Raw genomic sequence first — 23509 nt, 5'->3', positions numbered from 1 at the left:
CTACACCTACTAAAATATCAGAGAATTACTACTTTAACGGAAGGAGACTTTTCCCTGACCATGCTCACAAAGTTATCAATCTTTACCCCTGCGTTGGACTCATAAATGGGGATTACAAACTTTGGATTAAGCAATGCCACTGCATTTGCTGCCTGCTCTTCCTCCATTGCCCCGTTGCCCCCAATAGGCAGGAGAGCAATATCAAGAGAAGCAGAACTTAATTCTGCAGCATTACATGTATGCCCTGCATGATAAATGTTTAAGCCGGCAAATGACAGGAAATATCCCACACCATGCCCCAGAGAAGTAGTATCATCACAGGATTCGTATGAAGGAACTACCTCAATATCCACACCTTTTATGCTAAGTTCACCTGTGAGGGAATCACCAGCCATGATCCTTCTTGCATCCCCCCTGAATTGCAGACTCATATCCTCAGGGATTAGAGTAGTACAATCAGATTTACGGACCTTGCGGATAGAATCCGGATCACAATGCCCAAGGTATTCATGAGTTATCAGAAGCAGGTCTGCCATATCAGCTTCAGGCACCTTTTCCCGTATATTTGCAGGATCAATGTAGATGACCATGCCATCCCCTTTGATCATAAACCCTGCGTTACCAAGCCATTTAATGAAAACACCTTCAATTGTTATATTGTCCAAGATACCACATTCCTGATAATATTGAAATCACAGATTAGTTCTTTAGTCATATCTAACTAGCTGATGATAACATAATAGGCATTAAAACTACTGTGAGCCTAGAGGCAAAGAAAAAGTTGCAAATATAATATATATTTAGAAAAGAAAAGAACTAAGTATACCTAAATAAACAAATGAAGGAAACATGAAAGGTAAAAAAATAAATATACTTTGTTCAGCTGCAGACCAGGCAAGCCAAAATATAATGAGACATCTGCTTCAGAACGAACAATGGGAAAAAATCGACAGAATACCGGAGAACTGGGAAGACCTGTTGTCAGCATATGAAAATCCCAAATATAGAATCATAGAGATCAAGGGGCACCATATATACGAAGATAGAATCGACGACAAGATGAAATCGTCAGGATTTGACACGGATCTTATTATAGTAGCTTCCAAACATAAGAGTAAGGATGGAAGATCGGTACTCACTGCACATTTTACAGGAAACCCAAATGAGGCGGATTTTGGAGGAAGACCACGGGAGCTTTCAATACCTGCACCCGGGATAATGTGCTCTATTTTGAAGAATATGGATCAAATGGCAAAAGGAACACATTATGCCATCAATATGGAATCTACACACCATGGTCCCACAGACATGAGAACCCCAATGGTTTATGCAGAAATAGGTAGCGCAGAGGAACAATGGGTAGATCCTGTTGCAGGAGATATTGTCGCAAGAGCAATTACAAAAGCACACCCTTTAGAAGTACCGGTCGGAATTGGATTTGGTGGGGGGCATTATGCAGCGCGGCAAACTGAACTTATATTAGAAGCAGACGTGACATTCGGACACAATTTCCCCGATTACCAGTTAAGCCATGTTGACAAAGATATGATGTTACAGGCATTTAATAAGTCGAAGGCAGATTTTGTTTACTTTGACAGAAAATCTATGAGTTCAAAAGAAAGAGAAAGACTTGCTGGGATCATAGAGAAACTTGGATACATATCATTAAGAGAAAGTGAAATTAAAGAGATCAAAGGAATTGCATGGGAGTTTTTCAGAGAGATAAAAAATAAGTGCGATGAACTTTGCCCGGGGGGTAAATTCAGGATCACAGAAGGATTCAGATCGACATTTAGCAAGGACTACAAAAATATACCAACAAAAGAAATTCCACACCCGTCAGTATGCACAATAAATGAAGAACTGCTCAGAGAAGCTATTAACACTGACAAGAGACAGATATTAGAGATAATGGATCAAGATGCACCAATTTATATTGAAAGGAAAAATGGGACAATATCAAATTATGTACTGGGCATCGGTGAAGATACTAAAACTGCTATGCAGAACGTTACAAATGAATGCATTAAAATACTAAAAGAGCATTATGAAATTAAATATATTCCCGATGAGAATATACTTTATATTATAACTAAAAGATTCGACCCAAAAGTAGCAAAGGAATTAGGCATCCCACCAGGACCAATGTTGGGCGAACTGGCAAAGGGGAATTCAGTTGTTCTTGAAGGGAAGACGATTGAACCAGGAATGGTTCATAAAAGAAAAGTCAAGCAAATTTTGCTTTCCAATTAAGTATATATGATCATACCTGTAACCCATATACGATTTTCATTTGAGGGAGAAAAAGAATGAGATCCATAGTAGAAGAGGCACTTGCAAGGTCTGAACAGGAGACACGTCTTCGCAGTCAAGCCACATCAAGTCCTGAGCATAAAGACATAGACGCAGAGTTAGAGGCGATGCTACTCCAGTTACACACCAACATCAAGGTAATTGGCTGTGGCGGCGGCGGTTCAAACAGCACGCAAAGAATGGTTGAGGAAGGAATAAAAGGTGCAGAATTTATTGCTGTAAACACAGATGCTCAGCACCTCCTGCAAATAAAAGCTGACCGCAAGATACTCATTGGAAGGAAAAAGACAAGAGGCCTTGGGGCTGGCAGTCTTCCCCAGATTGGAGAGGATGCTGCTCTTGAAAGTGTAGACGAGATCGCAGAGGTTGTTAACGGCAGCGATATGGTCTTTATCACATGTGGTCTTGGAGGAGGAACCGGCACAGGGTCTGCACCCATCGTTGCTGAAGCTGCAAGAGATGCAGGAGCACTCACTATTGCTGTTGTAACATTACCTTTCAGCGTAGAAGGACAGGTCAGAAGGACAAATGCAGAAGCAGGTCTTGAAAGATTGAGAGAAGTTGCTGACACTGTAATAGTTGTTCCAAACGACAAGCTCCTTGAAGTCGTACCAAGACTTCCATTGCAGGCTGCATTCAAAGTTTCAGATGAAGTCCTTATGAGAGCAGTCAAAGGAATAACAGAGCTTATCACAAAACCAGGTCTTGTAAACCTTGACTTCGCTGATGTGAGAACTGTTATGCAGAACGGTGGCGTTGCAATGATAGGCCTGGGAGAAGCAGAAGGAGAACAGAAAGCTGTAGAGTCCGTACAGAAGGCATTACGTAGCCCACTTCTTGATGTAGACATCTCTGGTGCAACATCTGCATTGGTCAACGTTATCGGCGGACCTGATATGACAATTGCCGAGGCAGAAAGTGTTGTACAGGAAGTATACAGTAGAATAGACCCTGAAGCGAGACTAATATGGGGAGCACAAGTTAACGATGATCTTGAAAATACTGTACGTACAATGATCGTAGTAACAGGAGTCAAGTCCCCACAAATATATGGCCACGGTGGAGCCAAGACCGTAACAAGAAAATACGGAATAGATTTTGTAAAATAGAATATCTCCCTTTTTTAACTAAGGCTTTTGATTGGACTGCACAGTAATGCAATCCAATCGAAAGGTATTTTATTAAAGACGTTGTCTAGAATGCTCTACAGATTAGCAGTTAGTAAATTCAGATATATTTACGGCTTCAAAATATCGCACGCATATAATCAATCATAACCGGTTGTGAAATACTTTGGCAGATTCATTTGATCTAAGTAAAATAAATAGCGCTAGCATAAACCAAACCCTTAAGACGTATATGAGGGTCCTTAAACTTACAAAGAAACCATCAAGAGAGGAATTCCTGACCATAGCTAAGGTTGCTGGGCTTGGAATTCTTGCGATTGGAGTTATAGGATTCCTGATATATGTTTTATTGGTAGAGATGCCTAAATGGGTGTAATCATGACTGCTGAATCTGTTATATTCGTAGTAAAAACGACTGCGAACCAGGAACGTTCAGTCGCAAACATGATAACACTGTCTGCAAGAAAAGAACATCTGGACATCAGAGCTATTCTTGCACCTGATGAGCTGAAAGGATATGTGCTTATAGAAGCTGTGTCTCCAGGAGATGTAGAACAGGCAATACAAACTGTTCCTCATGCCAGGGCTTTAGTAAAAGGACAGTCATCCATAGAAGAGATATCACATTTCCTCACACCAAAACCAACAGTCACTGGAATATCAGAAGGTGCGATAATAGAGATAACATCCGGTCCTTTCAAAGGCGAGAAAGCTCGCGTGAAGAGAGTGGATGAAGGTCACGAGGAAATAACAGTAGAATTGTTTGATGCAGTTGTACCGATACCTATAACTATTCGCGGTGATACTGTAAGAGTCCTCAGGAAAGACGAGGAAGGAAACTCCCGAGAGTATTAGAATTTTATATTTATACAAATTTAATGGTGATATTCAAATGGCAAATGTTGTTGAAGCATTGGTCCCAGGAGGAAAAGCAAACCCAGGTCCACCACTTGGTCCGGCCCTTGGTCCTCTTGGAATTAACATAAAAGACGTGATCGACAAGATCAACGAGAAGACAAGAGATTACAATGGGATGCAAGTCCCGGTCAAAGTAATAGTCGCAGACGACAAGAGTTTTGAAATCGAAGTAGGAACTCCACCAACGTCCGCACTTATATTACAGGAAGTCGGAATTCAGAAAGGATCCGGAGAACCAACTAAAGTTATTGTAGGAAATCTTACAATTCCACAGGCAGCAAAGATTGCACGTATGAAGAAAGATGATATTTTATCATACGACCTGAAAGCTGCTGTGAAAGAGGTACTCGGTTCCTGCGTCCCCATGGGTGTAACTGCTGAAGGTATGACTGCAAAGGAATGCCAGAAAGCAATCGATGAGGGACAGTTCGACGATGTACTGGCACAAGAAGCATGGTAATTCCGTGCTTTAACCAATAACCTTAAAGTTTAATACTTACTATTGGTGTGCCCACCAGACAGAGTAAAGGTTCTTGTGACCTAAAGCTCTAGACAAAGCCGTAGTAGACCGAAGCGGTCCTGCCTGAACATTAAGTTCGACACTACGGGAGGTAAAGAATGGCAGACAAAAGCATAATAGAAGCTATAGAAAAGTTATTAGCGGACTCACCTGAAAGGAAATTCTCCGAAGGTGTAGAGATGGCTATTAACTTAAAGAATCTGGATATGAGTCAGCCTAAAAACCGTGTTGATGAAGAGGTTTTACTTCCACATGGTCTTGGGAAAGACCTCAAAATCGCAGTCTTTGCGAAAGGTGAGGTCGGTCTCCAGGCGAAAGAAGCTGGCGCAGAAATGGTCTTCTCCGAAGAAGACCTTGCAGAGATGGCAGGAGATAAGTCACGTGCCAGATCAGTTGCTAATGAATACGACTTCTTCGTTGCAGAAGTACAATACATGGCACAGATCGGTAAGGCCCTTGGTGCCATATTAGGTCCAAGAGGAAAGATGCCAACTCCACTGCCACCAGGAAAGAACGTGGGAGATCTTATCAACAGTGCAAGAAGCTCAATAAGGATAAGATCAAAAGACAAACTTACTTTCCACGTAGCAGTTGGTCGCAGAAATATGGAGATCCAGAAACTTGCAGAGAACATTGAAACAGTCCTTAGCAGAGTGGAACACTCTCTTGAAAAGGGTAAGCATAACATAAAAGCTATTTATGTTACAACCACCATGGGAAAATCAGTGAAGGTGCTATAATGGAAGAAGATCACCACAGCAGCCACATCCCACAGTGGAAAAAAGATGAAGTTGAGGATATAAAGAAACTCATCAAGCAATACCCGATATTTGGAGTAATAGGCATTGGAGGAATTCCTGCAAAGCAACTTCAAAAGATGAGAAGGGACCTTAAGGACAAGGCTGTTTTAAAAGTCTCAAGGAACACTCTTATCAGAAGAGCACTTGACGAATCCGGTGATGTAAAAGAAATGGATGAGTACGTGGACGTACAGACCGCCCTTGTATTCACTGAACAGAATCCTTTCAAGTTATACAAGACACTGGAAAAGAGCAAGAGCCCTTCACCTATCAAAGCAGGTGCCATCGCACCTCGTGATATCATAGTCGAAAAAGGACCAACATCATTCCCACCAGGCCCAATTCTCGGTGACATGCAGGCAGCAGGTATACCTGCAGCAATCGACAAGGGCAAAGTGGTAATAAAGGAAACAAAAGCCGTTGCAAAAGAAGGCGAGGCAGTTTCACAGAAACTTGCTTCAATGCTTACAAGACTTGAAATCTACCCAATGGAAGTAGGTCTGGACCTGAAAGCAGCTTTTGAGAATGGACTCGTATTCACACCAGATGTACTGGCCATCGACGAAGATAAATACTTCTCAGATATCGTGCTGGCAACACAGCAGGCATTCAACATGTCAGTGTTCGCAGCATACCCAACTGCAGACAATATCAAGACGCTCATTGCAAAGGCAGCAACAGAGTCACGCAACCTCGGTGTCAATGCAGTTGTCCTGGAACCAGGCGTTATCGATGCACTTCTTGGAAAAGCACAGTCACAGATGTTTTCAGTTGCAGCAGCAGCTTCTGCCAATAATGAAGAAGCAGTTGACGATGAGCTTAAGGAAGCACTCGGCGCAGCAGCAAGTGCTGTAGCAGTTGCAACAGAGACTGTAGAAGCAGTTGAAGAGAAGGAAGAAGAACAGGAAGAAGAGTCAACAGAAGAGGACGGCATGGCTGGCCTTGGAGCACTTTTCGGATAATCAGAATTTACAAGAATTACATTTGATAAAATAAAAGGTGATATTACATGGAATATATATATGCAGCACTTTTACTGTACAAAGCAGGTAAAGACATTACAGAAGAAGCAGTTACAGCAGTACTTCAAGCAGCAGGCGTAGACGTCGTTGATGCACGCGCAAAGGCACTCGTTGCAGCTCTTGATGGCGTAGACATCGAAGAAGCAATGGCAACAGCAGCAGTCTCAACAGCAGCTCCAGCAGCAGCAGCACCAACAGCAGCAGCAGCTCCTGTCGAAGAAGAAGCAGTTGAAGAAGAAGAAGACAAGTCAGAAGAGAGCGGCATGGCCGGTCTTGGAGCACTCTTCGGATAAACACATCCTTTGTCCGCCGCATGGCGGACACATATTCTTTTTTAATCAGCTTTCCTGAAAAGCTGGTATTTTACATAAGATTTAACGTATGCCTCGTTTTCAAGGATGAGATTACTTTCTCTGCAAAGATCAGGATAATGATTGTTCCAGCTGTCTGCAGTTTCCTTGAACATAAAAAATGGAAGCATCATTACAGTATCAAGACCAAGGATAGGTTTTGCACAATCAACAATTGCAAAGAAACCATTGTCCTTGAGTACACGAGAAACTTCCATGATAGCTCCGCTGCGCACTTCGGAAGTGGTTTCACAAAATGCAACAGATGTCACGACAATATCAAATGTTTTGTCTGTGAATGGCAGCATATCCATGGAACCCCTATAAAGATTCAAAGGTATCCCTGATCTTTCGCCCTTGTCAGCAGCATAACCCAATTGGATACCTGAAAGATCCAGACCATGTATACTCACATCCCTTTCAAGGGATTCAGAAATTGCAATTCCCACAGACTCAGTTCCACAACCCAGATCCAGAACTGACATCCCCTTTTCAAGAGGCAGTGCTCTTGCTACCTGCTCATAGTAACTATGCCCAAAACCAAGTGCAGTAGCAAAAAAATCATAATGCCTGCCCCCAAAGAACCAACCAAAATTGTTTCCTTTAATATGATTGATCTACAACCCCTCCAAGATATTGCTAATCAACAGAAGCAATCACCTGCGACTGTTAGCCCTTAGTATATAGTATTATTTTGACCCTACATAAAATGTTCAATCAGACCTAATTAACCGGAAACAAAGCATCAGGAATTTTTCACAAACATGACTGCAAACAGGAATATTGCACTGATAAACCCGATAACTCCCATTACAGACAGGTAACCTTCACCATTGATGACAAAGAATGATGAAGACAACAAAATTCCCAGCAGGAATGCATATTTCGTAATTGAGTCAATTGTCCTGTATTTCCTTATCTCATCTGTTTTCTTTTCAAACCTCTCGATCTTATACCCGCGGATAGTCTCGATAACATCATTGACGCCCTGAGGCAGCTCCTTGATTATTTCCAGATACCTATCACCCTCCAGTTGCAAGTATTCAAAAGCCTCGAATGGTGAATAACGCTTCATTAAAACCTTAGTGATAATAGGTTTAGCATTTTCCAGCAGATTGAATTTTGGATCGAGTTCAAGGCAGTTTGCCTCAATGAGAATCAAAGCCCTTTCAAGTGTTGAGAATTCACTTGGAAGGGAAAGATCATATTTCAAACCAAGGGTTGCATAATTATCACTTTGACGCTCACCGGATGAATAATTCTGCTTTGAAATAATATCATCAAGGTCCAGCTTGAAACGGCGGACATTGATATCTTCCTTGTTTATGCCTGTAATCTTCATGAATGATTCGAAGACCACATCCAGCCTCTTCTTGTAAATACCATAGAAAAGGTTGAGCATATTACGACGCAATTCATCATCAATTGTGCCTACTGCTCCAAAGTCGATATATGCAATACCATCTTCCTGCAATATTATGTTAGAACTATGAGGATCTGCATGGTAAAAACCATCAAAGTAAACCTGTTTCAGGTAACTTTCACTTATCACCTTTGCATACCATTTCTTCTTTTCAGGTGAAATACCTGAAAGTTTCCTTATAGTTACCCCTTCCATATAATCCATAACAAGAATATTCTCATTGGAGTATTCGTCATAGATGTGGGGAACATGGACCTCCTTCACATCTGCAAAGTTCTCTTCAAAACGCCTGATATTCCTGGCCTCATTACTCAGGTCAAGCTCGCGATTGAGCAGCTCTCTAAATTCATAAAGGAAACCATCGATATCAAAATTCTTTCCAAGGCCAATTACCCTTACAATAAGAGGCTTGATGTCGTTAAGTATTGCAAGATCAAGGTTGATAGTTTCTATTAAGTTGGGCCTTGTTATCTTTACAGCGACCCTTTTTCCATCAAGCTTTGCTTCATAGACCTGGGCAATAGAAGCACATGCTATCGGCTCTGTATTAAACTCATCAAATATTTCATGAATATCAAAATATGAATTTGAAAAGGCCTCATTAATCCTTTCAGCCCCTATACTACAACTGAACCCCTCAAATGCTACCTTCATGGTATCAAATTCAAGAGGATTGACATTGTCCTGAAGGTTACCAAGCTCCTCTATGTAGATAGCAGGCACGATATCAGGCCTTTTGCTCAGTATCTGGCCCAACTTTATGAATGTAGGACCAAGTTCCTCCATGGCTTTTCTGAGCTTTACAGCTTTTTCCCGGTTTTTGGAGACAAATACACAGGGATTTCTCCTGTTGGACACATAATACTGATTTACCTCACTATACACAAGACTGAATAAACTATATTTCGAGAATACCCTAAAAATAGTAACGTACCTGCGGATTTTCCTGAACATCAGTATTACATTTGACCTGTTAGTAGATATAGATTAGCATCATTCTAACAATTCTTGTGTTTAAATAATAAACAAAACCAACTTAAATAGAATACTCATTTAAATTACTGAAATAAAAAAATATTAACTTTTGGTAACACTAAACAAGTATTTATAACAGGATTCTTATGTAGAATGAATAAAGCTCCTGTCAAAAACAGGTTTTTTGGCTGGTTGTAAAATCAACGTGTGACTATAATGACCAAAAAACCTATCGTCCAACTAAAAGGAGTATCCTATTTCTACGCAAGCAGCAAGACAAAAGCTCTTGACAACATCAATCTTGACATATACCCCGGAGAGAAGATAGCCATCCTTGGGGCAAACGGAGCTGGAAAATCTACACTTTTCAAACACCTCAATGGCATAATTAAACCTGCTTCCGGAGAAGTACTTGTAAAAGGTGAAGCCATTTCAAAAAAGAATATCAGAAATGTACGCCAGACAGTGGGAATCGTGTTCCAGAATCCTGATGACCAGATACTTGCACCTACCATCGAACAGGACGTGGCATTTGGCCCTATCAACATGGGACTTGATGAAGAAGAAGTTGAGAAAAGAGTTAAAAAGGCACTAGAACTTGTGAACCTTTCCGGATTTGAAGAACGTTCACCCCATCATCTCAGTGGAGGGCAGAAAAAACTTGTTGCCATTGCAGGAGTACTGGCAATGCAGCCTGAAGTGGTTGTACTGGATGAGCCGACTGCAGGACTTGACCCCTTAAGTGCTGAAAATATTATGAAGATAATAGACGGCATGAATAAGAAATTCGGGATAACTGTTATCCTGTCAACTCATGACGTCGATATAGTTCCACTTTTTGCAGATATCGTCCATATAATGCACCACGGAAGAGTAGAAGCCAGTGGCACTGCCATGGAGATATTCCAAAAACATGAAGTACTGGAGAATGCACACTTAAGGATGCCGCGAATAGCAGAAGTATTCGAACTCCTGCAGGAATCCGGCCTTGATGCAGAAATAAAGATAACACCCCGGGACGCCAGGGATGAGATCATACGACTTGTTGAAAATAAAAGATAGACCTGCCATGGAGATTACACTTACTGATATTGAAAGGGAAGCATACAAGGACAGCACTGTCCACAGACTTGATGGACGAGTAAAGATACTTGCAACCATTGCAATTATTGTTTTTGCTGTCAGCCTTCCGCGCATGGATGAAGCGAACTTCATGAAACTTGCAATCCTTGAGCTTTATCTTATATCAGTCATGGCAATTGCAAGGCTTAATCCTGTGTATACGATTATGAGGTTCCTTTCAATACTGCCTTTTGGACTTGCTATTGTGATTATACAGCCATTTGTCAGGCAGCCATTCATCGAATCCTTTACGACTTACCCTATAGACCTTCCACTTGGAATAAACCTGACATATGAAGGGATATTCTTTGGTATGGTGCTCCTCGCAAAATACATAGTCTGCATAACAGCCATTGTACTTATGTCCTCAACGATGAAAATGAGTGACATGGTAAGTTCTGCAAGACGTCTTGGAATGCCAGCAGAGTTCACCCTGATACTTTCAATGATGGTAAGGTACCTTTTCGTATTCTGGATAATACTCAAACGCATAAGAATTGCACAGAAGACACGTCTTTTCTATATATGGAACAGGGATGTACCGCACCGATGGGTACTTGAACAGGTTGCATATACCATCAGCTCTTTGTTCATCCGTTCTTATGAACAAGGCGAAAGGACATATATCAGCATGCTTTGCAGAGGATATTCAAGTACGAGCAAAGTGTATGTGCATAAAAGCAAAATCAAAAACACAGATATCCTCTTCTCGATAATAACTATCGGAATATTACTACTTGCTTTTGCAGTCTCATAAAAAAAGGAAGAAAGAAAAGGGAAAGGATTATTTCTTTGCGAGTTTTCCAAGTCCAAAGCTAATTCCCAGTACAAGAAGAGTACCTGCCACAATTGCAAGGATTTCACCTGTCTTGCCCTGGCCTTCAATTGCATAGTCTGGCATTGGAGATTCCACGAAAGGAGCAGATGTTTCCATCTCAGATAATGTCGCTTCATCCATGATATTTCCTGCAGCACTTTCCAGACCATCAGGATCAGGAGATGCTAAAAATGGCGCAAGGACAGATATAAGTAAAGCAATTGCAATTCCCGCATACAGGAATTTCATATTCGTACCTTTGCTGACATTCACACTCATGCCTCCACCCCTGTAGCACTGGTGACAGATGAGTCAAGCAGATCAGGTCTTGCTTTTTCTATGGCAGTGATGACTATGGCAGTGATGAGACCCTCACCTACAAATCCTATAATCAGATGATAAAGACCCATTGCTACAAGTCCTGCTTCCAGAGGGAAAGTGCCTGCGACATACATCTCTATGGCACATGCAATTGCAGAGACAAACAATCCAAGCCATGCTCCTACAAAAGCGGCGGCTTTTATTCCTGCCTTGTTCTTCAGGGCTGCAAATGTATAGTATCCTACAAAACCGGAGATAACTCCCATGTTTACGATATTTGCACCCATCGTAGTTATTCCACCGTCACCAAAGACAAATCCTTGAACCAGCAGCACAAGTGTTAGTACAAGAACGCCGGCCATGGGACTTCCAAATATAATAGCAACAAGTGCAGCGCCAACCATATGTCCGCTGGTACCCATGCCTATTGGAATGTTGAGAGCCTGTATGGCAAAAATTCCTGCAGCAAGTGCTGCCAGGATTGGTACTTTCATGTCGTCTAGTTCTTTTCTTGCCCATTTCAGGGATAGAAATATGAAGGGTAGAGCAATGACCCAGTAGATGATTGCCTGGCCCATAGGTATAAATGAATCAGGTATGTGCATTTTAACTCCTCATAATGTAATAAGTTGTAATGTGAAAATATTAATGTTTAGTAACACTTGTGGATACGTAATCAGAAGTATATATACTTAATGAATTAACATTATGAATAATCGTATTACATCACCTGGGTTTGCAAGACCAAGATATATAAAAGAGAAAGTGATAGAGCAAGTAAAAACGGATGAGAACACCATGGCAAAATATTCCCCTCTTATTGCTGCAAAAGCAGTCTGGCAGATGCGGATAAGAAAACGTCCCTTTGTATTGTCCCATGCCATTAACTCCAGATGTAACATGAAATGCTCTTTTTGTGACTACTGGAAAAACGAAGGCAAAGAGATGGAACTTAATGATGTCTTCAAGCTACTGGAAGACGCAAGAGCTTTCGGAATACTGGTTTACAACGCATGGACAGTGGAACCCCTCCTAAGAGAGGACCTGCCTGAAATACTGGCCCACGCAAAGGAACTCGGCATGGTCACTTCCCTCATTACCAACGGACTCCTATTAGAAAAAAGAGCAGATGAACTGGAAAACCTTGACTACCTCTCAATATCTGTAGACGGAACTTCAAGCTACAAAGACATCAGAGGAGTAAGCCTTGAAAAGATTATGCCAGGAATAATTAAAGCAAAAAGCATAATCAAAAACCCACTGCTGATGAATTGCGTGATCAGTGGCAAAAATCTGGATGATATTGAAGAGCTAATCACCATGGCAAAGGACATGGATGTTAAGATATCATTTGAACCCATGTACGAATTCCAGGGAATAGACAAAGACACATGGGAAAATATGGGTATCAGAGATACCGACAAATATCGCAAGACTGTGGACAGGATCATCGCAATGAAGAAAGAAGGTTATCCCATCATCAATTCCTACACATACCTGAAGATGGTAAGGGATCTAAAGACAGAGTTTGTCTGTCACGCCAATGACATTATACTTGACGTAACCGCAGACGGAAGTATTGAGAACTGCAGGATACACCGTAATCCAATAGGTAATATCCGCGAGGGAATTGGAAATGTATGGCAGAAGACAAAGAAGCTCAGGAAAGATACGGCACATAATTGCGATAAATGCCTTTTCTTTGGTTATGTCGAAAACAGCCTTATGTATAACTTTAATATGGAAGTTGCGCAACATTACGAATGGATGTAAGCATCCCCATAATGTGAATAAAAAGAACTATTAAAGGATTTAGAATCAGTCATTGCTGATAATTCCTATTGTTATTTCATTGCCGTTATTCAAGTGCAGCAATTTAGAAGCACTTCCATGATTTACTGCTATCTCAAAAAAACCGTGGCTTCCTATTAGTGACAACAACGTCCCCTTTGGAACTTCACCATACGTCTTGAAAAATGGCATTTGCCTTCCTGCAATTGAGAGGACAGCACCCTGATGCAAACTTTTAACGAAATTTCCTTCCGGAATATTAGTAACCAGGTTGCCAAACTCATCGATATAGATCACTTTTGTTTTGATGTAATCTTTCTGTATCATATACCCTGAAAAATCAAGATTAACATATTCATCAGCAATCCGACCAATCTTTTTCAGATCCATCCCCTTTGAGAGATATGCGGCCACCGGAGCAAAAATATCCCTTCCATGGAACGTTGAAGACACTTCATCAGGTATCAGCTCTGATTTTATTTCATAGACTTCCAAGTTCCCAAGAAATGTTGCAGCAGGTATGAGCAAGCCATTGTCCGGACCGACAAAATACTGACCCCCAGCACGTACAACAATAGCCTTTCGATCTGTGCCCACCCCAGGATCGATTACAGCAACATGTATTGTACCCATAGGAAAATGACTGACAACAGAGTACAACGCAAATGCACCGGACTGAATATTTGTAGGTGGTATTGAATGAGTAATGTCAACAATTGTTGCAGCAGGATCTATGCGGAGTATGATCCCCTTCATAGCTGCAGGATAGAGTGAACCAAAATCCGTTGTGAGAGTGATTATTGCCATAAGATGATTTTAGTAAGTTTTGATATAAATATATACTCTGGAGATTCGGATATATTGAACAATTACAACTAAAGATAAGACAACATAAAAATACATGCGAAGTGATTGTTTTGAAAATGATGTTCTTAGCTGTACTTTTAGAGAATGAATATAAACCATAACATTAAGTAAAAAGGAGGAACAAGCCTTTGCGGAGCATTATAGTCCCAGAAGAGATTACTAAGCATATACTCCAAAATGAGAATACTCACTGAAAAGACAATTATCACTCTAAAATCGAGATAACGGAAGAAAAATAAAAAGAAGAAAATAATGCCTGCGGCATTATTTTGCGAGGTTAAAGCTCTTGTTCACGATTTTAAGTGCGCAGAAGTCACCGCACATTGTACATGCATCTTCGTCTGCTGAGGCTCTCTCGGTTCTGACTTTTCTTGCGAGTTCCGGATCGAGTGCAAGACCGAACTGCTTTTCCCAGTCAAGATCTCTGCGTGCCCTGCCCATTGCAAGATCCCAGTCACGGCTTTCCTTGTTCTTTACCATGTCACCAACGTGAGCTGCAATCCTTGATGTCTTGACACCCTCTATAACATCTTCAAGGTTTGGAAGTGCAAGGTGCTCTGCTGGCGTTACGTAGCAGAGGAAGTCACAGCCTGCTGCTGCGGAAGTTGCTGCACCGATAGCTGTTACGATATGGTCACGGCCTGCACCGATGTCAGATACCAGAGGACCGAGCATGTAGAATGGTTTCCCACCACTCATTGATTTCATGAGCTTAACGTTCATTTCAACCTCGTCGAGTGGTACGTGACCTGGACCTTCTACGATTACCTGAAGGTCGTATTTATCGTGTGCTTTTTGTGCACATTCAGAGTTGATGATGAGCTCCTGAACTTGTGCCCTGTCGGTTGCATCGGCGATTGCACCTGCGCGCATTCCATTACCTGTTGAAAGGGTAACTTCGTGTTCCTTGAGAATCTCACAAAGATAGTCGAAGTTTTCATAAAGTGGGTTTTCCTTCTCATTGTGGAGCATCCAGGTACTCATGAATGCACCGCCACGGGAGCAAAGGCCACCGTATCTGCCGTGTGCCTTCAGTCTGTCAAGGACAATGTTGTTGACACCTGTGTGGATAGCCATGAAATTTGTACCGAGCTTTGCCTGCTCTTCGGTTGCACTCCATAGGTCGTCCTCTGTCATGTGGACAATAGAACCATCTCTCTTTGCTGCGGTGATGAATGCCTGGTAAAGAGGTACTGAACCTACTGAAAGGGAAATTGCGTCACATACCTGTTTCCTGATACCAAGGAAATCCCCACCGGTACCGAGCTCCATAAGTGTGTCTGCACCTGCTGCTTCTGCTGCCTTTGCCTTTGTAACTTCCATATCTACATCAACGATATCTGATGATGCGCCGATGGATGCATTGACCTTTGTCCTGAGTCCTTCACCAATACCACAGAGTTTGATGTCCCTGTATGGGGTCATAGGGATTACAATCCTTCCTGCAGCAATTCCACGCCTGATGTATTCAGGGTCTTTGTTCTCATTTGCTGCAACGATCTTCATCTCTTCTGTGATCTTACCACTTTTTGCATCTGTTACTATTGTCATATTTATACCTCAGAGTTTGATGTACCCTAGTAGAACTAAATCGTATATAATAGTTGTCGAAAAATTAACTTTCGATAAAATCAAGTTAACTTTATTAAATGAAAAATAGCACCCCGTGTATGACAATACACGCCATAGCATATGATAGAAAACAGATACAATGGGCACACTACACATAACAAGCATGGACAGTACGAAGATTTACTTTAATTCAAAACAAATAAAGTTGTTTTGTTTTACACTTGTTTTGATTTGTTTTTTGCTTCAAAAACAAGAGTATATGAATCAGGTCCGAATTTAAAATATGAAAGCAAATATACCGAAAAACATGTATTGTTGAGAAGGAAGCGACTATTGACCTATCAATTGTCGATACAACAGGACTAAATGCTATTTTTGCAATACTTGCTAACCAATTAGTTATGAAAGAACAAAAACATAAATTAAACAACTGTTATTTCTTCTTATCTTCACTTAGCACCCTGAGCATACGCATGTTTTCCCTGTGAAGGGTTACCACAAGGTCACTCAACATTCCAAAAACGAACATCTGGAAACCTGCTATGATAAGAAGAGTAGTAAGAATGCTCATAGGTATGCGGGTAACTCCCTGGAACCACTGTATTACAACATAAGTACCAACTATCAGTCCAGATACAATGAAAATCCCACCAATTATGCCAAAATAGAACATAGGATTGTGAAGCCGTGCCATTTTATAAATGGTAGAACCAATCCTGAAACCATCTTTAAGAGGATTTAACTTGGTGGCTCCCTCGGTATGCCTTGCAAGGTAAGTAGTAGGAACTTCTAATATCCTCAGATCTTTCTTAACACTCTCGATCGTAATTTCAGATTCGATCTCAAATCCTAATTTTTTCAATTCAAATGATTTGATAGCCTTTTTGTTAAAAGCCCTGTATCCAGTAAGAATATCTTCAAGCCACACGCCATAGGCCAGCCCAAACATCTTGTTGATTATTTTGTTGCCGAATAGGTTAAGCCTGGTAAATGCCCCTTTCTCATAGTCCACTAATCTGTTTCCCATGACATGGTCAGCTTTCCCTTCAAGAACAGGGTTGAGTACCGCATGGATATCTTTTGCAAGATTGGTACCATCGCCATCTGCCATAACGATGTATTCTTCATCTATAAGTTCAAATGCCTGTTTTATTGCCTGTCCTTTGCCCTTCCCGGTCTGAACTACAACCCTGGCACCTTCGGCTTCTGCAATCTCACGTGTCCTGTCCTTGCTGTTGCCATCTATAACAAGTACATTGTCAAAGCCTTCTAAGCGAAAGTCCCTGATGACCTGACCGATGGTAGCCTCTTCGTTTAGAGCAGGTAACAAAATGCAGACATTATCATTTGTCATTGCATCAAAAATGTAAATAATAGGCCTTAAAGCAGACCCATGCTGTCAAGCTGCTGCCTTACGACTTCAACACCCTGTTCACAGTTTTCAGGGGATTTTCCGCCGGTGACCACAAGCTTTCCGGAACTGAAAATAAGCACTACGACCTTAGGATCATCGATACGGTAAACAAGACCAGGGAACTGTTCTGGCTCATATTCGATGTTCTCAAGACCAAGGCCAATTGCAATAGCATTGAGATTCAGTACTGCCTTAAGATCTGCAGATGCCACAATGTTCTGCACAGTTATCTCAGGGTCAGCAATTGTTTTCATTCCAATTCCATTAAGTTTTTTGGCCATGTTGCCTATGACAGTATGAACATCAGCTACATTCTTTGCACCAGTACATACCACCTTACCGGAAGTAAATACCAAAAATGCAGCTTTTGGGTCAGTAACACGATAAACAAGACCAGGGAACTTCTGTTTGTTATATTCCGCACCCTCAAATTCAGCTTCTATCTTTGTAAGATCGAACTCCTCTGCAAGTTTGGTAGATGCAACCACATTTTCAATTTTGATGTTATAATCTGACATAGTATAATCCTCATATTTAAAGCAGGTTGGTTATATTCAACAATTCAGTATATAAACTTATACCCCCTTGTTTATATAAGTATTTAAAGATAGCATAAAATGAAAAAAGTAACAAGGAATTTTTGGGTATTTCTTCTATTTTTCAACTATCTTCCAGCTTCTTCAGTCCTTCTATAACAGCATCGTATTTGCTGCATACCCGGTCTAGCAGGTCACCATCCATGTTCCTGTGAGTAGGTATCAGTATGTCGGCTCCTTCTGAAACATCAACACCATCTGTAGATGTACCATAGTCAGGAGCTATTACAATTCCCGTGGATGACACGCCTAGTCGTAAATCACTTACAATGCGCGCAACCATCTCTGTGGCAGGCTGAACTTTCTTGCTTATGACAAGAGCCTTTGATGTATATCTTTCCTTAAGGTCCGTCACCAGACTAATACTCGACTCCGCCCTTTCATGATCACCTATACCCTCAAGAAGTTTGATCGAGTCAATCAGGTCATCGAATGTAGTTGAGCTTACTTCAACTATTTCTCCATCATAGTGTTTACTTACCTTTTCCAGATAGCCTGTGGAGATTATCAGTTTATAAACATCCTCAAGCTCATCCAGTTCTTCTTCTGTAGGGTCGTAAGCATTGATAACTTTGTATTCCCTTATGCCGCACATTTCCATAAGAGACTCATACATTGGAGTGACACCAATAAATCTCCTGCCAAGCCACTTGTTAAGGCCACTCTGTCCACTCTGAAGACGTGAAAGCTCAACGATCTTTTTCTTTACAAGATCAGGATCATTGGAATCAAGACCGAAGTAATCTGCAAACAATGATGTGGTGCGAAGCATCTTTGTCCTTCCGTGCGGCACTGCCTCCACAAGTCCCCTTTCCTTCAGCTCCCTTATGTGATCATAAGCGGAATTTCCCCTCATATCCACAAGATCTGATTGGATAAGCGGTTGATGATACGCGATCATTGAAAGCGTCCGCAGCATGGGTGCACTCAGTTCCTTTGGAGCAAATGACCTTACCATATCAGTATACTTTGGCTTCACCTGCATAACATAACGTTCACCAAGGTCTATAATCTCAAGACCGGTTTCCCTTGAATCATACTCATTCATAAGATCAAGGGCAACAGAAATAACATGTTTCTTTGACTTGCCTACAAGTTTTCCTAAGGTTAACGCATCAATTGCGCCCCCTGCTGCAAAAAGCGCTGCTTCGATAACTTCCCTGTCACTCACACTGTTACTCATAATTGGCAATGCACCCCTTAAACAGCCTCGAGAGCCGGAGCAAATGGATAAACATATAATTCACCGAATAGTTCCTTCTGCGCTAGCCAGACTTTTTTATCAGTTGCAAGGAACAACAATGAGACATAGGTCATAATATTCTCAGACCTGTCATCGGTCATTAGGTCAGAAAAAACGACACGTTCACATTCCTTAAACGACTCATTAAGCATTGCTTCCATATCCCTGACACGCCCAAGTATGTCTTCTTCGTGGGCAATACCAAGAACCTCATCCGTTGTCACTGCAGATCTTTCTTCCAGTCTGCGATAAACACTGCGATCCTTTCTGCGGGTTTCGACTTTCTCAGCCTTGCGCAGCTCCACAATCAGTTCATGAAGAGTCACCGGACGTGTAGCCCTGCGGCGGATGGGGAATTTTGGCATCGGATACTCGTCCACTTCATAGAAATCCAGTTCGGAGTCAAACATTTCAAAGCAATCTTCTTCCTCTACTTCCTGGACTATCCCCGTGGATTTCATGCGCAGAAGGATGGCTGCATAAAGAAGTGTCCTGCCGGAAATACGAAGATCCAGCATCTGCATAACTTCAATGCGTTCAAGGAACATGTCAGTAACATTTACAATATCAATTTCCCATGGATTGATGGCACCATCCTTTGCAAGATTCATGAGAATCTCCACGGGTTCGCTGAGTACATCATCGGGGAACTCAAGGAGAGCTTCATCGACACCCAGCTCCCTTAAAGTCTCAACAAAAGCAGGGTCGATGGTGAATGGCGATAAAATGCCAGCTACCGGAGCAATGTCAACTGCCGGAACCATTTCCGTGTCTTCTGCTATTTCGTTCAACGTAATTTCACACCCGTAATACTTGTAATGTTATTTTCCTGCATTGCAACTCCGATGGTACGCTCTGCAGCCTCTATCATTGGTTTTCTGAGGGAGACTACAATAAACTGTGCATTGGCAACAGCTGTTTTAACGCGTTGTGCAACCTTTCCTGCATTGGCACCATCGAGGAACATGTCGATCTCATCAAATGCATAGAAAGGGGCAGGCCTGTACTGCTGGATAGCAAACACAAATGACAGGGCAGTGAGACTCTTCTCCCCTCCTGACATGGCCTCCAGGCGCTGCAGGGTCTTTTCCTTGGGCTGTGCTTTTAATGTCAGTCCGCCTGCAAAGGGATCATCGTAATTGTCAAGAACAAGCTCACCAATACCATCCGAAAGTTCATTGAATATTTCCTTGAAAGGCTCATTGATACCTTCATACGTTTCCATAAAAGTATCTTTTTTGAGCTGCTCGTATTGCTTTATACGCTCAAGTATCTGCTCCCTTTCCGAAGACAGGGTATCGCGCCTTGTAACGAGTTCATCAAGCCTTGACTCTACTTCATCATATTCATCGATCGCACGCATATTTACAGGTTCAAGACGCTCCATAGCTTTTTCGATGGAAGCTATCCTTGTGCGCACGGTCTCATAGTTAGGAACCTCCTCAGGCTCCTCAATTCCACGCCTCTGTATCTCTTCTGCCAGTTCGACCACCTGTTCAGCAAGGGCATCCTTTGTGGCCTTCAGAGCCATCATCTGCCTGTTTCCATCGTCGAACCTGACACGTATCTTCTCAAACTCCCTCTTCACAACCATATGTTCATCATGAAGACGGACACGTTCCTGCTGTAGTTCCTTCAACTCTTCAGTAAGCTCACTTTCACGATGCTGTTTTTCTTTGAGAGTTTCTTCAAGTTCGGTGATCTTTGTCTTAAGATCAGCAACACGTTGTTTGTGGCTAGCCTTATTTTCATCCATTGATTTAATAAGATCCCTGTTCTCTTCAATTTTTGAAGTTGCGTAATTATGATCAAGATTAAGTGCATTCAAAGTGGAATCGATGTCCCTTACACGACCATCCAGACGCCTGATCTCCTCATCAAGCTGTTCTGCCTGCCTGTTAAGTTCAGGAACCTCTGAGCCTGCAAGCTTTTCTTCCAGAACCTCAATGTCCTTTTCGAGAGAAATGACAAGTTCTTCCTTTTCCTGCTTCTGGGTTACAGTCCTTTCCATATCTTCCCTGAGACCTTTGCGTGACTCTTCGATCTCTAAAAGTTCATGGCTCTTAGCCTCGATGAGCTGAGTGAGACGCTCTCCCCTTCCTGCAATCTCATCGACCTGCATCTGTTTCTTGGAGATTTCTTTGTCATGCTCATGGATCTCATTATTGATCTGGGAAATATGCCCTTCAACCTGATCAAGTTTCTTAATAGCATTTGCACGCTTTGAATCAAGTTCAGTTATCCTCTCAGCAATCTTTACAAGCTTGTCCTTTTCAGAGGCAGCAAATGAAAGACCGGAGCTCTGTTGCTGAGAACCGCCCACCATTGCACCACTCTTCTCAATAACCTCACCTTCCAGAGTGACCATTCTAAGACCACCCATGAGCCTACGAGCATTTGTGAGGGTGTCAACAATGAGAGTATCCCTGAAAACATACCAGAATGCAGCTTCGAATTTATTATCAAAATCTATAAGATCAATAGCATAGCCAACCACGCCTTCCCTGTCAGAAAGATTTTTGTATGGTCTGCGGGATTCCATTTTATTCAATGGAAGGAATGTAGCTCTTCCGCCTCGTCTTTGTTTAAGGAAAGATATTGCTCTGGAAGCATCTTCATCGTTTTCCACAACAACTGCCTGCATACGTCCGCCTGCAGCAATACCAAGAGCATTGGAATACTTCTGATCAACACTTCCAAGTTCTGCAATGGTCCCATAAATACCTGGCAAACCATGGTGCTTTTTCTCATTCATCACCATGTCTACAGCTTTGGAATACTTACTATGGTCCTCTGCAGCACGCACTCGCATCTCTATTTTTGCATAATCATTCTCATGTTTGCGAAGCTCATCTTCGAATTCCTTAACAATCGTTTTTAGCTGGGAGCGATTACTTTCAAGATCATCAATATCCTTGGTGAGAACATCGATTTTCTCATTGAGCTTTTGAATATCGTACTCAACCGACTTCGTATCACTGTCAGAAGACTCTGATTTTGATTTTGCATCTGCAAGCTCACTTTCGATATCCCTTACCTCTGCAGATTTTCTTCTAAGAGAATCAAGTAAACGATCCTCCTGGCGCATGAGTTCATTCTTCTCATCTTTTACAGCTTCAAGCTTAGACTTAAGAGTGCTGAGCTCATCCCGGGTCTGGGCAAATTTTATGTCCACATCGGCAATCTTGCTCTGGAGGATCATACGCTCAGTCTTACGCTCAGACATCTCAGCCAGGATGCTTTCCTTTCTCATTGTTTCTTCTGAGATATTAGAATCAAGCTCTTCCAGCTTACCTTTTATTTCATCAATTTCGACAAAAATCTTCCGGCGCCTTGATTCGACATCTTCCATTTCCTTTTCAGAAAGCTCGATGGTGTCAACGCACCTTGACACTTCACCCCTGATACCTTCAATATCCTTCTTGATCTGGATCTGCTCATCCTCACCCATCCTTTGGATGTTCAGGGTCATTTCCTCAAGCTCCTGTTCGAGCTTCTCCACAGCAAACTTTTTAGTATCGAGATCAAATTCCAGTTTCCCAAGAACTTCTTCCTTGGCAAGAATGTCATCACCAACGGATAATAGTTCTACCTTGGCATCCTTGAGTTTTGCAAGCAGAACAAAACCCTCAAATTTCATCTTTTCTTCTTTAAGAGATTGGTACTTTAATGCCTGGTCACGCTCTGTTTTAAGCTTTCCAAGCTGCTGACCGACCTCTTCGATGATTATGTCAACCCGTTCTACTCTTTCACGCACTATCTCAAGTTCACTGAATGCCCTGTCCCTTTTACTGTCAAATTCAGCAACACCGGCAATCTCATCGATGATCTTACGTCTCTCGGTAGGAGTCATGTTGATAATACGGGTAACGTCTCCCTGCATAACAACATTATATCCCTCTGGAGTAACACGGGCTTTAGCGAGATGATTGTGAACCTCAGTAAGGCTCACAGCCTTGCCGTTCAAATAAAAATAACTGTAATACCCGGAATCTGTTTCACGTATCTTTCTTGTAATAGTTATCTCATCAGCATCATATGGCATTTCACGATCATTATTATCAAAACGAATCGTCACCTGTGCAAAATCAGGCTTTTTTGCAGCTTCTCCATTATAGATTAGATCAGTGAGCTTTTCAGCCCGCATGGTCCTTGAGCTTGATAAACCCAGTACAAAGAGAATGCCATCTATTATGTTAGACTTACCACTGCCGTTTGGCCCGGAAATTGTGGTAAAACCATCAAAAAAAGGTATTTTTACCTTTTTCCCGAAGGATTTGAAGTTTATAAACTCAAGTTCCTTGATATACACGCGATT

At 41.8% G+C, this 23509-nt stretch carries 23 protein-coding genes; 11 read left to right on the top strand and 12 right to left on the bottom strand.

The features are described 5' to 3' along the window. Window positions 1–17: 17 nt before the first annotated feature. On the bottom strand, window positions 18–665 hold the full coding sequence (locus tag QZZ23_RS06930; protein WP_292468130.1) for an MBL fold metallo-hydrolase: 648 nt from the start codon (window positions 663–665) through the stop codon (window positions 18–20). A 184-nt stretch (window positions 666–849) separates the two neighbouring features. Here QZZ23_RS06930 and QZZ23_RS06925 point away from each other — a divergent pair, with 184 nt between their 5' ends. The 8 genes from QZZ23_RS06925 (at window position 850) to rpl12p (ending at window position 6993) form a co-directional block, all read left to right on the top strand. Next, window positions 850–2253: a D-aminoacyl-tRNA deacylase gene (locus QZZ23_RS06925; protein ID WP_292468128.1), complete on the top strand. Its 1404-nt coding sequence runs from the start codon at window positions 850–852 to the stop codon at window positions 2251–2253. 56 nt (window positions 2254–2309) lie between these two features. Beyond that, the gene (ftsZ, locus tag QZZ23_RS06920; RefSeq protein WP_292468125.1) at window positions 2310–3422 is read left to right on the top strand and encodes a cell division protein FtsZ; all 1113 of its coding nucleotides are present in this window, start codon (window positions 2310–2312) and stop codon (window positions 3420–3422) included. A gap of 184 nt (window positions 3423–3606) precedes the next feature. Then, on the top strand, window positions 3607–3816 hold the full coding sequence (locus QZZ23_RS06915; RefSeq protein ID WP_292468124.1) for a protein translocase SEC61 complex subunit gamma: 210 nt from the start codon (window positions 3607–3609) through the stop codon (window positions 3814–3816). A 2-nt stretch (window positions 3817–3818) separates the two neighbouring features. Continuing rightward, complete coding sequence (locus QZZ23_RS06910; RefSeq protein WP_292468122.1) at window positions 3819–4295, top strand: transcription elongation factor Spt5; 477 nt, start codon at window positions 3819–3821, stop codon at window positions 4293–4295. Window positions 4296–4332: 37 nt separating this feature from the next. Continuing rightward, on the top strand, window positions 4333–4818 hold the full coding sequence (locus tag QZZ23_RS06905; protein WP_292468120.1) for a 50S ribosomal protein L11: 486 nt from the start codon (window positions 4333–4335) through the stop codon (window positions 4816–4818). A gap of 158 nt (window positions 4819–4976) precedes the next feature. Then, window positions 4977–5618 carry a 50S ribosomal protein L1 gene (locus QZZ23_RS06900; RefSeq protein WP_292468118.1) on the top strand — a complete coding sequence of 214 codons (642 nt, stop codon included), beginning with the start codon at window positions 4977–4979 and terminating at the stop codon, window positions 5616–5618. Then, entirely contained in the window at window positions 5615–6640 is a 1026-nt protein-coding gene (locus QZZ23_RS06895) for a 50S ribosomal protein L10 (RefSeq protein ID WP_292468188.1), read from the top strand. Before QZZ23_RS06900 ends, QZZ23_RS06895 begins: the two co-directional genes overlap by 4 nt. Window positions 6641–6687: 47 nt before the next feature. Continuing rightward, complete coding sequence (rpl12p, locus tag QZZ23_RS06890; RefSeq protein WP_292468116.1) at window positions 6688–6993, top strand: 50S ribosomal protein P1; 306 nt, start codon at window positions 6688–6690, stop codon at window positions 6991–6993. A 41-nt stretch (window positions 6994–7034) separates the two neighbouring features. Here the strand turns inward: rpl12p and QZZ23_RS06885 are convergent, their stop codons facing one another. Continuing rightward, window positions 7035–7658, bottom strand: coding sequence for a class I SAM-dependent methyltransferase (locus QZZ23_RS06885; RefSeq protein WP_292468186.1), 624 nt, complete (start codon window positions 7656–7658; stop codon window positions 7035–7037). 137 nt (window positions 7659–7795) lie between these two features. Beyond that, entirely contained in the window at window positions 7796–9427 is a 1632-nt protein-coding gene (locus tag QZZ23_RS06880; protein ID WP_292468113.1) for an AarF/UbiB family protein, read from the bottom strand. A gap of 237 nt (window positions 9428–9664) precedes the next feature. Between QZZ23_RS06880 and QZZ23_RS06875 the strand changes: the two genes are divergently transcribed. Together QZZ23_RS06875 and cbiQ are read left to right on the top strand one after the other, a co-directional pair. Further along, the gene (locus QZZ23_RS06875) at window positions 9665–10510 is read left to right on the top strand and encodes an ATP-binding cassette domain-containing protein (RefSeq protein ID WP_292468112.1); all 846 of its coding nucleotides are present in this window, start codon (window positions 9665–9667) and stop codon (window positions 10508–10510) included. Beyond that, on the top strand, window positions 10476–11327 hold the full coding sequence (gene cbiQ / locus QZZ23_RS06870) for a cobalt ECF transporter T component CbiQ (protein WP_292468110.1): 852 nt from the start codon (window positions 10476–10478) through the stop codon (window positions 11325–11327). The genes QZZ23_RS06875 and cbiQ overlap by 35 nt, the downstream gene beginning before the upstream one ends. Window positions 11328–11354: 27 nt before the next feature. On the opposite strand, the gene QZZ23_RS06865 is transcribed toward cbiQ, so the two are convergent. After that, window positions 11355–11666: a PDGLE domain-containing protein gene (locus QZZ23_RS06865; protein WP_292468107.1), complete on the bottom strand. Its 312-nt coding sequence runs from the start codon at window positions 11664–11666 to the stop codon at window positions 11355–11357. Continuing rightward, a complete protein-coding gene (gene cbiM, locus QZZ23_RS06860) occupies window positions 11663–12313 on the bottom strand; it encodes a cobalt transporter CbiM (protein WP_292468105.1) in 651 nt (216 codons plus the stop codon). The genes QZZ23_RS06865 and cbiM overlap by 4 nt, the downstream gene beginning before the upstream one ends. A gap of 103 nt (window positions 12314–12416) precedes the next feature. Here cbiM and QZZ23_RS06855 point away from each other — a divergent pair, with 103 nt between their 5' ends. Next, window positions 12417–13481, top strand: a complete 1065-nt coding sequence (locus tag QZZ23_RS06855) for a radical SAM protein (protein ID WP_366931324.1) — start codon at window positions 12417–12419, stop codon at window positions 13479–13481. A gap of 45 nt (window positions 13482–13526) precedes the next feature. Here QZZ23_RS06855 and QZZ23_RS06850 read toward each other — a convergent pair whose 3' ends face one another. The 7 genes from QZZ23_RS06850 to smc all read right to left on the bottom strand — a co-directional run bounded on the left by QZZ23_RS06850 (window position 13527) and on the right by smc (window position 23503). Further along, window positions 13527–14306: an S-adenosyl-l-methionine hydroxide adenosyltransferase family protein gene (locus QZZ23_RS06850; protein WP_292468104.1), complete on the bottom strand. Its 780-nt coding sequence runs from the start codon at window positions 14304–14306 to the stop codon at window positions 13527–13529. Between the two features lie 324 nt (window positions 14307–14630). Continuing rightward, the gene (gene thiC, locus QZZ23_RS06845; protein ID WP_292468102.1) at window positions 14631–15917 is read right to left on the bottom strand and encodes a phosphomethylpyrimidine synthase ThiC; all 1287 of its coding nucleotides are present in this window, start codon (window positions 15915–15917) and stop codon (window positions 14631–14633) included. A gap of 454 nt (window positions 15918–16371) precedes the next feature. After that, window positions 16372–17292 carry an S-layer glycoprotein N-glycosyltransferase AglJ gene (gene aglJ / locus QZZ23_RS06840; RefSeq protein WP_292468100.1) on the bottom strand — a complete coding sequence of 307 codons (921 nt, stop codon included), beginning with the start codon at window positions 17290–17292 and terminating at the stop codon, window positions 16372–16374. A gap of 26 nt (window positions 17293–17318) precedes the next feature. After that, window positions 17319–17870 carry a TATA-box-binding protein gene (locus tag QZZ23_RS06835; RefSeq protein WP_292468097.1) on the bottom strand — a complete coding sequence of 184 codons (552 nt, stop codon included), beginning with the start codon at window positions 17868–17870 and terminating at the stop codon, window positions 17319–17321. Between the two features lie 142 nt (window positions 17871–18012). Beyond that, window positions 18013–19119 carry an SMC-Scp complex subunit ScpB gene (gene scpB, locus QZZ23_RS06830; protein WP_292468182.1) on the bottom strand — a complete coding sequence of 369 codons (1107 nt, stop codon included), beginning with the start codon at window positions 19117–19119 and terminating at the stop codon, window positions 18013–18015. Between the two features lie 29 nt (window positions 19120–19148). Further along, entirely contained in the window at window positions 19149–19982 is an 834-nt protein-coding gene (locus tag QZZ23_RS06825) for a ScpA family protein (RefSeq protein WP_292468095.1), read from the bottom strand. After that, window positions 19979–23503, bottom strand: a complete 3525-nt coding sequence (smc, locus tag QZZ23_RS06820; protein ID WP_292468092.1) for a chromosome segregation protein SMC — start codon at window positions 23501–23503, stop codon at window positions 19979–19981. Before smc ends, QZZ23_RS06825 begins: the two co-directional genes overlap by 4 nt. Window positions 23504–23509 lie beyond the last annotated feature (6 nt).

Origin of the sequence: Methanolobus sp., assembly GCF_016278385.1 — an archaeon.
Taxonomy (GTDB): domain Archaea; phylum Halobacteriota; class Methanosarcinia; order Methanosarcinales; family Methanosarcinaceae; genus Methanolobus.
Note: the sequence above shows the minus strand (reverse complement) of the source record. Positions and strands in the feature narration are given on the sequence as shown.

Excerpts from the sequence above, each read along its gene's own strand:
- ftsZ (WP_292468125.1), top strand. The coding sequence starts at position 2,310 with ATGAGATCCATAGTAGAAGAGGCACTTGCAAGGTCTGAACAGGAGACA.
- QZZ23_RS06925 (WP_292468128.1), top strand. The coding sequence starts at position 850 with ATGAAAGGTAAAAAAATAAATATACTTTGTTCAGCTGCAGACCAGGCA.
- QZZ23_RS06910 (WP_292468122.1), top strand. The coding sequence starts at position 3,819 with ATGACTGCTGAATCTGTTATATTCGTAGTAAAAACGACTGCGAACCAG.
- thiC (WP_292468102.1), bottom strand. The coding sequence starts at position 15,917 with ATGACAATAGTAACAGATGCAAAAAGTGGTAAGATCACAGAAGAGATG.
- aglJ (WP_292468100.1), bottom strand. The coding sequence starts at position 17,292 with ATGACAAATGATAATGTCTGCATTTTGTTACCTGCTCTAAACGAAGAG.
- QZZ23_RS06905 (WP_292468120.1), top strand. The coding sequence starts at position 4,333 with ATGGCAAATGTTGTTGAAGCATTGGTCCCAGGAGGAAAAGCAAACCCA.
- QZZ23_RS06835 (WP_292468097.1), bottom strand. The coding sequence starts at position 17,870 with ATGTCAGATTATAACATCAAAATTGAAAATGTGGTTGCATCTACCAAA.
- QZZ23_RS06880 (WP_292468113.1), bottom strand. The coding sequence starts at position 9,427 with ATGTTCAGGAAAATCCGCAGGTACGTTACTATTTTTAGGGTATTCTCG.
- rpl12p (WP_292468116.1), top strand. The coding sequence starts at position 6,688 with ATGGAATATATATATGCAGCACTTTTACTGTACAAAGCAGGTAAAGAC.
- cbiM (WP_292468105.1), bottom strand. The coding sequence starts at position 12,313 with ATGCACATACCTGATTCATTTATACCTATGGGCCAGGCAATCATCTAC.
- QZZ23_RS06875 (WP_292468112.1), top strand. The coding sequence starts at position 9,665 with ATGACCAAAAAACCTATCGTCCAACTAAAAGGAGTATCCTATTTCTAC.
- QZZ23_RS06855 (WP_366931324.1), top strand. The coding sequence starts at position 12,417 with ATGAATAATCGTATTACATCACCTGGGTTTGCAAGACCAAGATATATA.
- QZZ23_RS06850 (WP_292468104.1), bottom strand. The coding sequence starts at position 14,306 with ATGGCAATAATCACTCTCACAACGGATTTTGGTTCACTCTATCCTGCA.
- QZZ23_RS06900 (WP_292468118.1), top strand. The coding sequence starts at position 4,977 with ATGGCAGACAAAAGCATAATAGAAGCTATAGAAAAGTTATTAGCGGAC.
- cbiQ (WP_292468110.1), top strand. The coding sequence starts at position 10,476 with ATGAGATCATACGACTTGTTGAAAATAAAAGATAGACCTGCCATGGAG.
- QZZ23_RS06865 (WP_292468107.1), bottom strand. The coding sequence starts at position 11,666 with ATGAGTGTGAATGTCAGCAAAGGTACGAATATGAAATTCCTGTATGCG.